At 70.1% G+C, this 7,139-nt stretch carries 8 protein-coding genes and 1 pseudogene; 6 read left to right on the top strand and 3 right to left on the bottom strand.

Going from position 1 to position 7,139, the window contains the following annotated elements:
• Positions 1 to 326 precede the first annotated feature (326 nt).
• Positions 327 to 740, bottom strand: coding sequence for a cupin domain-containing protein (locus ACFVYS_RS36515; RefSeq protein ID WP_389509191.1), 414 nt, complete (start codon positions 738 to 740; stop codon positions 327 to 329).
• 128 nt (positions 741 to 868) lie between these two features.
• Entirely contained in the window at positions 869 to 1,108 is a 240-nt protein-coding gene (locus tag ACFVYS_RS36510; protein WP_389509189.1) for a hypothetical protein, read from the bottom strand.
• 256 nt (positions 1,109 to 1,364) lie between these two features.
• On the opposite strand from ACFVYS_RS36510, the gene ACFVYS_RS36505 reads away from it, so the two are divergent.
• The 3 genes from ACFVYS_RS36505 to ACFVYS_RS36495 all read left to right on the top strand — a co-directional run bounded on the left by ACFVYS_RS36505 (position 1,365) and on the right by ACFVYS_RS36495 (position 4,429).
• On the top strand, positions 1,365 to 2,801 hold the full coding sequence (locus ACFVYS_RS36505) for a carboxylesterase family protein (protein ID WP_389509187.1): 1,437 nt from the start codon (positions 1,365 to 1,367) through the stop codon (positions 2,799 to 2,801).
• Between the two features lie 44 nt (positions 2,802 to 2,845).
• On the top strand, positions 2,846 to 3,874 hold the full coding sequence (locus ACFVYS_RS36500; protein WP_389509185.1) for an alcohol dehydrogenase catalytic domain-containing protein: 1,029 nt from the start codon (positions 2,846 to 2,848) through the stop codon (positions 3,872 to 3,874).
• A 123-nt stretch (positions 3,875 to 3,997) separates the two neighbouring features.
• Positions 3,998 to 4,429: a YybH family protein gene (locus ACFVYS_RS36495; RefSeq protein WP_389509183.1), complete on the top strand. Its 432-nt coding sequence runs from the start codon at positions 3,998 to 4,000 to the stop codon at positions 4,427 to 4,429.
• Positions 4,430 to 4,457: 28 nt separating this feature from the next.
• On the opposite strand, the pseudogene ACFVYS_RS36490 reads toward ACFVYS_RS36495, so the two are convergent.
• Positions 4,458 to 4,898: pseudogene (locus ACFVYS_RS36490) on the bottom strand (helix-turn-helix domain-containing protein); the annotation flags it as partial.
• Between the two features lie 63 nt (positions 4,899 to 4,961).
• On the opposite strand from ACFVYS_RS36490, the gene ACFVYS_RS36485 reads away from it, so the two are divergent.
• The 3 genes from ACFVYS_RS36485 (at position 4,962) to ACFVYS_RS36475 (ending at position 7,129) form a co-directional block, all read left to right on the top strand.
• Entirely contained in the window at positions 4,962 to 5,357 is a 396-nt protein-coding gene (locus tag ACFVYS_RS36485; RefSeq protein WP_389509181.1) for an MmcQ/YjbR family DNA-binding protein, read from the top strand.
• Positions 5,354 to 5,722: an MmcQ/YjbR family DNA-binding protein gene (locus ACFVYS_RS36480; RefSeq protein WP_389509179.1), complete on the top strand. Its 369-nt coding sequence runs from the start codon at positions 5,354 to 5,356 to the stop codon at positions 5,720 to 5,722. The genes ACFVYS_RS36485 and ACFVYS_RS36480 overlap by 4 nt, the downstream gene beginning before the upstream one ends.
• A gap of 93 nt (positions 5,723 to 5,815) precedes the next feature.
• Positions 5,816 to 7,129, top strand: a complete 1,314-nt coding sequence (locus tag ACFVYS_RS36475) for a replication-associated recombination protein A (RefSeq protein WP_389509178.1) — start codon at positions 5,816 to 5,818, stop codon at positions 7,127 to 7,129.
• The last annotated feature ends 10 nt before the right edge of the window (positions 7,130 to 7,139 follow it).

Below are 7,139 nucleotides of genomic sequence, written 5' to 3'. Positions count from 1 at the left end.
CCCGGTCTTCATGCAGGAGACCGGGCGGGCGCGATGTCGTCACCGGGCGGGGCCTGCCGGAAACCACTACGCGGAGGGCCGGCACCACCGGGCCTTCGGGCCTTCGGGGTTCGGGGTTCGGGCCTTCGACAGCATCTTGATCACCTCATGCCTGCCCGGCGCGGCGACGACCAGAGGTGATCAGCCGACGACCGAGGGCCAGAGGGATGCTCGCTGTCGACACCTCATCGACCGGTCGCGGCTTCACCAGGGCCTTGATGGCACGGGGCTCGTCCGGCGACGACAAACGGTCGAAGGCACCTTGTTGCTTTCGCGCCGCTCGGGCGTCAGCCGGCGACGGTGCCGAGGGCGGCCGCGTACTGGTCGTCGGTGACCGGCTCCAGCCAGGTCGTGCCGTCACCGGTGCCGTCACCGACCAGCAGGGCGAGGTGGGCCATGAGGGTGGTGTCGGCGGCGCCGTGCCAGTGCTCCTCGGCGGCCGGACACTTGACGGTCTCGCCGGCGCTGACGCGGACGACCTTGCCGTCACGGGTGCCCACCAGGCCGACGCCGTCGGTGACGTGCAGGACCTGTCCCAGGGCGTGCGCATGCCAGTTGGTGCGGGCTCCGGGGGTGAAGCGCACCAGAGCGGCGGCCAGGCGGGCCGGCTCGGCGGGAGTCGAGATCATGTTGAGGTAGACGTCGCCGGTGAAGCGCTCGGCCGGGGCCTTCAGGGTGGGGGTCTCGGTGATGTGTTCCATGGCTTGGATCTTTGATCGAAGGGAGACGGGCGCGGCGGTGCCGGGACGGTGGCGATGCCGCTCTGCTGTGCTGTTCAGTTCTTCTCTGCTGTTCAGTTCTTCTCTGCTGTTCAGTTCTTCTCTGCTGTTCAGGTGCTTCGCTCTGCGGCGATCTTCTCGAGCTGGGTGATCGCGGTCATGGCAGCGGGCCGGCTCGCGTGGAAGGCCGGGTGCGTGATCGCCTCGGACGGTTCCGCGACACTCAGCCCGTTGTCCGGGGCCACGCCTAGGCCGCAGTCGAGCTGCTCGATGCGGTGGAGAGCGGCCGGGCCGCTCACGGTGACCAGGCTGCGGTGGGCCGACGCCTGGGGCACGGACTGCCGGGGCATACGAACGACTCCCTGCTCGAAACCGGATCCCAGCGGTCGGCTGGACGGTCTGGGCGCCGGTGTACCGCGGCGCGGGTATCGGCGAATTGCCCCGGTGGACCAGGCGAGCCGGGTGAAGTGTCGCCTGGTGACTATCAGGTGACCGCTGTCCGCCGGGCGATTTGTCGGACCCCAGGGAACGATGGGAGAGCGCCAGCACGAGCGACCAGCCGCCGACATCGCGCAAAGCATCCGAATCGCGCCGGAAGGACATGTCATGACCGCTGCCCCACCCAAGGCTCCGACTGCACCGGGGGTGCGGTCCTGGTGGGGAATCCCGTACGCCACTGCCGAGCGGTACCGCCGCCCGGTGGTCGCGGGCTTCGATCCGAACCTCCCCTACGACCGCAAGGGCGTCGTCTCCGTCCAGCCCGACAGCGGCGACTGGCTCGAAGCGGACAGCGGGATGGGCGAGGACTGCCTGAACCTGAACGTGTGGGCCCCCGAGCAGCCGGCCGGCAAGGCACTCCCGGTCACCGTGTACATCCACGGCGGCGGATTCGAGTACGGCGCGAACACGCAGATCACCTCGAACGCCGCCGGTCTCGCCGCGACGGGGCGCGTGGTGGGCGTGTCCATCAACTACCGGCTCGGCGCCCTGGGCCCGCTCTCGCTCTCGCAGTACAGCGGGAAGCTCGCCGAGGCCAGCAACCTCTTCCTCCAGGACATCATCGCCGCGCTCACCTGGGTCCAGCGGAACATCGCCCACTTCGGCGGAGACCCCGACGACGTCACCGTCTACGGCCACAGCGGCGGCGCCTACTCCTCCCTCGGACTGCTCGGCGCCTCCTCTGCCGACGGCCTGTACCGGCGCCTGGCCGGGTTCTCCGGCGGGCCCGCGCGCTCCATCCCGGCCTGGTGGGCCGAGGAACTCGCGCACCTGTTCGTCACCGAACTCGGTGTCGCGGACAACCCGGAGAAGCTGCTCGACCTCGACCCGCTCTCCCTGCGGGACGCCCTGCGCAAGGTCCTCCCGACGGACCTCGGAGTCCGCGGCGGGGTGGACAACAAGGCCACCGGCGTCGTCCTGGACATCGGGCAGCCCGGCGCGGTGGTGCACGCCCACCCCATGGACGTCCTCGCCTCGGGCGCGCACCGCGACGTCGACCTGCTACTGAGCATGGCCAGCGACGACATGGGCTGGTGGGTGGCGAACGACCTCGACCGGTTCGACCCGGGCACCATCGACCGCATCGTCGACGAGGTCGCGGGGTGGCGCATTTCCCGCTCCCGCGCCAGGAAGATCGTCGACGCCTACGACCAGGGCGGCCGTACCCCGGCCGAGGTCCGCGCCGCGGTCATGGCGGACTACCTCTTCGCGATCCCCGCCGCCCGCGGCGCCCTGGCCCACGCCGCCGCCGGCGGCAACGCCCACCTCCTCCTGATCGGCCCCGCCGAAGGCGCGCCCGCCGTGCACGGCACCGAGATGTACGCCCTGGTCGGCCAGGAACAGCCGGGCCGCAGCGCGGAGCAGGCGGAGCGTGACACCCGTATCCGCGACATCGTGCTCGACTTCGCCACCGGCGAGCACTCCCGCCTGTGGCCCGCCGTCACGGACAAGCCCACGTCGGAAACCGTGGGCAACTCTCCCTTCGAGGGCACCGCCCACTACCAGCAGGTCCTCGACCTGTGGGAAGGCATCGACCGCCCCTGACGGGAACAGCACACCAAGGGGGCGAACAGAGTGAGGAACTCGGCATGAGCCAACCGACAGCAGCAGGAGCCGGTGACCACGCACCGGCGACGATGCGGGCCGTCGTCGTCACCCGGCCCGGCGGCCTCGACGCACTGGAGATCAAGGATGTGCCGGTGCCTGTCCGCAAGCCCGGCTGGGTGCGGATCAAGGTCAAGGCGTTCGGCGTCAACGAGTCCGAGGTCACCACCCGCAAGGGGGAGTCGGACGCGGTGGTCACGTATCCGCGGGTGCCCGGCATCGAGGGCGTCGGCGTGGTCGATGAGGCCGATGAACGCAGCGGGCTGCGGCCGGGACAGCAGGTGGCCACGATGATGGGCGGCATGGGCCGCGCCTACGACGGCGCATACGCCCAGTACGTCACCGTCCCCGTCGGGCAGGTCATCCCCTTCGAGACCACCCTGCCCTGGGACGTGGTCGGCGCACTGCCCGAGATGTTCCAGACCGCGTACGGTTCCCTGACCCGCGGCCTGGACCTCAAGGCCGGGCAGACGCTGCTGATCCGCGGTGGCACCTCCACGGTCGGGCTGAGCGCGGCCACGATCGCCAAGGACCTCGGAGCCACCGTGCTGTCGACCACCCGCAGCCAGGAGAGGGCAAGGGAACTGCGGGCGGCGGGCGTCGACCATCCCCTTGTCGACAACGGCACCCTCGCCGACCAGGTGCGCGAGCTGGTGCCGGACGGTGTCGACGCCGCACTGGAGCTGGTGGGCTGCTCGGTCCTCGCCGACACCCTCCGCACCGTCCGCCGCCACGGCACGGTCTGCTTCACCGGAGCCCTGGCGGGCCAGTGGACGATCCCCGACTTCACCCCGTTCATGATCCCGGGCGGGGTACGGCTGACCTCCTACGGCGGCCAGGCCACCGACCTCCCGGCCGACGTCTTCGCCCACCAGCTCCGGGCCATCGCCGAAGGACGCCTCACAGTCCCGGTCGCGAAGGTCTACCACGGCCTGGAACAGATCCGTGACGCACAGGCCGACCTCGAGTCCGGCACCACGCCGGGCAAGCACGTCGTCGTCCTGGACGACTGAGACCCGGGCGACTGAGACCCGGGCAACCGAGAAAGAACGACCACCAACCACCCCACCCCCTGATGCACGACGGCCGACACAGCCGGCCGCAGCATCCGTAAGAGAAATGGCACAAGACCAGATATGAGCGTCGACAAGGCGGATATCGGCAAGACCATCCTGGAGTTGGAGAAGTCCTTCAACGAACGATGGAGCGCCGGCGACAACCGCGGCTACTTCGACAACTACGCAGAGGAGGTCAGCTACTTCGACCCGATCGTCAAGGAACTGGTCGTGGGACGCGACAACGTCATCGCACACATCGACCCGATCTACTCGAACCCGCACATCGTGCGCAGTGAGTACCTCAACCCGGCGGTGAGCGTCGCCGACAGCGGTGACTTCGCGGTCCTGGCCTACAACCTGAACACCTACGTCCTCGACGACAACCGCAACGAACGGCTTCTCCGCGCCTGGAACGCCACCGAGGCGTACCGGCTGATCGACGGCGAGTGGCGCATCGTGCACTCCCACTGGGCGTTCCCGCAGACCGCGAAGACAGCCGTCGCCTCCTGACCGGTAAGGGGCCTCCGACGCATTCGCGTCAAGCGTCGGTCCTGGCTTCGCGGGCCGCGAAGGCAGCCGGGGTGAGGCCGGTGCGGTCACGAAAGTGGACGGCCACGGCCCGGGCGTCCCATCGGGCACCTCCCAGCAGGCGCCGGGCTTCGAGGAGGCGGCGTTCGTCGATGAGTTCGCGTACCCCCTTGCCGGTGGCGTCCCGGGCGGCGCGGCTGAGGGTGCGCACCGAGCAGCCGAGCAGCTCGGCGTAGTCCGCGGCTTGGTGCAGTTCGCGGAAGTGCAGCTCCAGGGCGTCCAGGAAGCGTCCGTACCTGTCGGCGCGGCCGGTGCCGGCCGTGGCCGTGCCGGTGGGGGCGATGCCCGGGGAGTTGGCCAGGCGCAGCAGCAGCGATTCGAGCAGGCTGCGTCGCAGGGCGTGGTGGACGTCGAGGGGGCGGCGCCCCAGTGCACGGTGTTCGTCCACGACCGATCGGCGCGCCACTCACGTCATGGGTGCCCAGCCCGCACTCACCTGAGGAAGGAAACGTTCATGAACGGAACGACCCTGCACAAGACCGCAGCCGCCTGCGCCGAGGAGCTTCCCGGAGCCCGGCTGGAGCATCCCTTCGGCCCCGACTGGGAGGTCTACAAGGTGCGCGGCAAGGTGTTCATGCTGATGACCGAGGTCCCGGGGCGTCCCGTCGTGATCCTCAAGGCGGACCCCGGGGAAGCCCACGCCCTGCGGGAGCAGTACAGCCACATCACCCCGGGCTACCACATGAACAAGAAGCACTGGATCACGCTGGAGAGCGGGGAAGGCGTCGACAAGGAGCTCGTCAGGGAGCTCGTCACCGACTCCTACCGGCTCGTCGTCGCCCACCTGCCCAGGGCCGAGCGGCCCGTCGACCCGCGCACCTGCGGCATCGGCACGCGGACAGCCCGGTGAGCGCGGCCGGTGACCGGCTCCAGGACACCGCTCGCCAGGCGGCCCTCGCCCTCCCCGACGTCAGCCACGGATACCCCTTCACCCCCGGACTCGACGTGTACAAGGTCGCGGGCAAGGTGTTCCTGATCGTCACCGACGACCCGGACGAGCAGATCATCACGGTCAAGTGCGAACCCGAACACGCCCGCGCGCACGTGCATGGCTACGCCTCGATCACACCGGGCCGCTACCTCGACAAACGGCACTGGATCTCCCTGGGGCCAGGACCCGGCATCACCGAGCGGCTGGTCACCGACGCGGTCGAGGCTTCCTACGACCTGGCCGTCGAGCGGCTGCCCCCGCGCGACCGTCCCGCTGCCCGATGAGCGCCGCGAACGGCTGAACTCCCGCCCGACAGCGTCCCGTTCAAGGGCCCACGTACACACCCCTCCGCCTCCGCCCCCAGACCCGAGAGACCGATGGAACCGACCGAAGCGACCCTGCCCCTCTTCGACGAGGAGCCCACCCGGCCACTCGCCGACCGCCTGCGCCCCACACAACTGGAAGACGTCGTCGGCCAGGACCACCTCCTGGCCCCGGACGCCCCGCTGGGCCGCATGGTCGCCCAGCAGCGCCTCGGCTCGGCAATCCTGTGGGGCCCGCCCGGCGTCGGGAAGACGACCATCGCCCGGCTCCTCGCGGACGGCAGCAACCTGGCCTTCGAACCGGTGTCGGCCACCTTCTCCGGCGTGGCCGACCTGCGAAAGGTCTTCGCCACCGCCCGCAGCCGGCGCACCATCGGCCAGGGCACCCTGCTGTTCGTCGATGAGATCCACCGCTTCAACCGCGCCCAGCAGGACAGTTTCCTGCCCTACGTCGAGGACGGCACGATCACCCTGATCGGCGCCACCACGGAGAACCCGAGTTTCGAACTCAACGGCGCTCTCCTCTCCCGAACCCAGGTCCTCGTCCTCAAGCGCCTCGACGAAGCCGCGCTGTCCACGCTCCTCGACCGCGCCGAGCAGCTCACCGGCCGGCGGCTGCCCCTCGACGACGACGCCCGCCGCGCCCTGATCGCCATGGCCGACGGCGACGGCCGCTACCTCCTCAACCTGGCCGAACAGCTCCAGGCCCTCCCGGACACCGGCACCCCCCTGAACACCACCGCGCTCGCCCAGCACATCCAGCATCGCGCCCCGCTGTACGACAAGGCCCAGGAAGGCCACTACAACCTGATCTCCGCGCTGCACAAGTCGATGCGTGGCTCCGACCCGGACGCCGCCCTGTACTGGCTCGCCCGCATGCTCGACGGCGGCGAGGACCCTCTGTTCGTGGCCCGCCGCCTGGTCCGCTTCGCAAGCGAGGACATCGGCATCGCCGACCCGCACGCGATTCAGCAGGCGCTCGCCGCCTGGGACGTGTACGAGCGACTCGGCTCCCCCGAGGGGGAGTTGGCGATTGCCCAGGCCGTCGTCTACCTCGCCACCGCCCCCAAGTCCATCGCCGTCTACCGCGGCTTCAACGCCGCACACCGCGCCGCGCGCCGCACCGGCTCACTCATGCCGCCCGCCCACGTCCTCAACGCCCCGACCCGGCTGATGAAGGAGCTCGGCTACGGCAAGGACTACCGGTACGACCCCGACACCACCGACGGTTTCTCCGGCGCCGACTACTTCCCCGAGGACATGGACCGCGAGACGTACTACCGGCCCACCCGCAACGGCTACGAAGCCCAGATCAGCGAACGCCTGCGCCACTGGGCTGCCTTGCGCGCTCACCGGCAACGCGGCTGACCGGACGATT

Source organism: Streptomyces sp. NPDC058295 (assembly GCF_042880655.1).
Taxonomy (GTDB): Bacteria; Actinomycetota; Actinomycetes; order Streptomycetales; family Streptomycetaceae; genus Streptomyces; species Streptomyces coriariae.
This window is presented reverse-complemented; position numbering and strand designations above follow the sequence as displayed.

Bases quoted from the DNA above. Each gene is read 5' to 3' on its own strand.
- ACFVYS_RS36515 (WP_389509191.1), bottom strand. From the start codon at position 740: ATGGAACACATCACCGAGACCCCCACCCTGAAGGCCCCGGCCGAGCGC.
- ACFVYS_RS36510 (WP_389509189.1), bottom strand. From the start codon at position 1,108: ATGCCCCGGCAGTCCGTGCCCCAGGCGTCGGCCCACCGCAGCCTGGTC.
- ACFVYS_RS36505 (WP_389509187.1), top strand. From the start codon at position 1,365: ATGACCGCTGCCCCACCCAAGGCTCCGACTGCACCGGGGGTGCGGTCC.
- ACFVYS_RS36500 (WP_389509185.1), top strand. From the start codon at position 2,846: ATGAGCCAACCGACAGCAGCAGGAGCCGGTGACCACGCACCGGCGACG.
- ACFVYS_RS36495 (WP_389509183.1), top strand. From the start codon at position 3,998: ATGAGCGTCGACAAGGCGGATATCGGCAAGACCATCCTGGAGTTGGAG.
- ACFVYS_RS36485 (WP_389509181.1), top strand. From the start codon at position 4,962: ATGAACGGAACGACCCTGCACAAGACCGCAGCCGCCTGCGCCGAGGAG.
- ACFVYS_RS36475 (WP_389509178.1), top strand. From the start codon at position 5,816: ATGGAACCGACCGAAGCGACCCTGCCCCTCTTCGACGAGGAGCCCACC.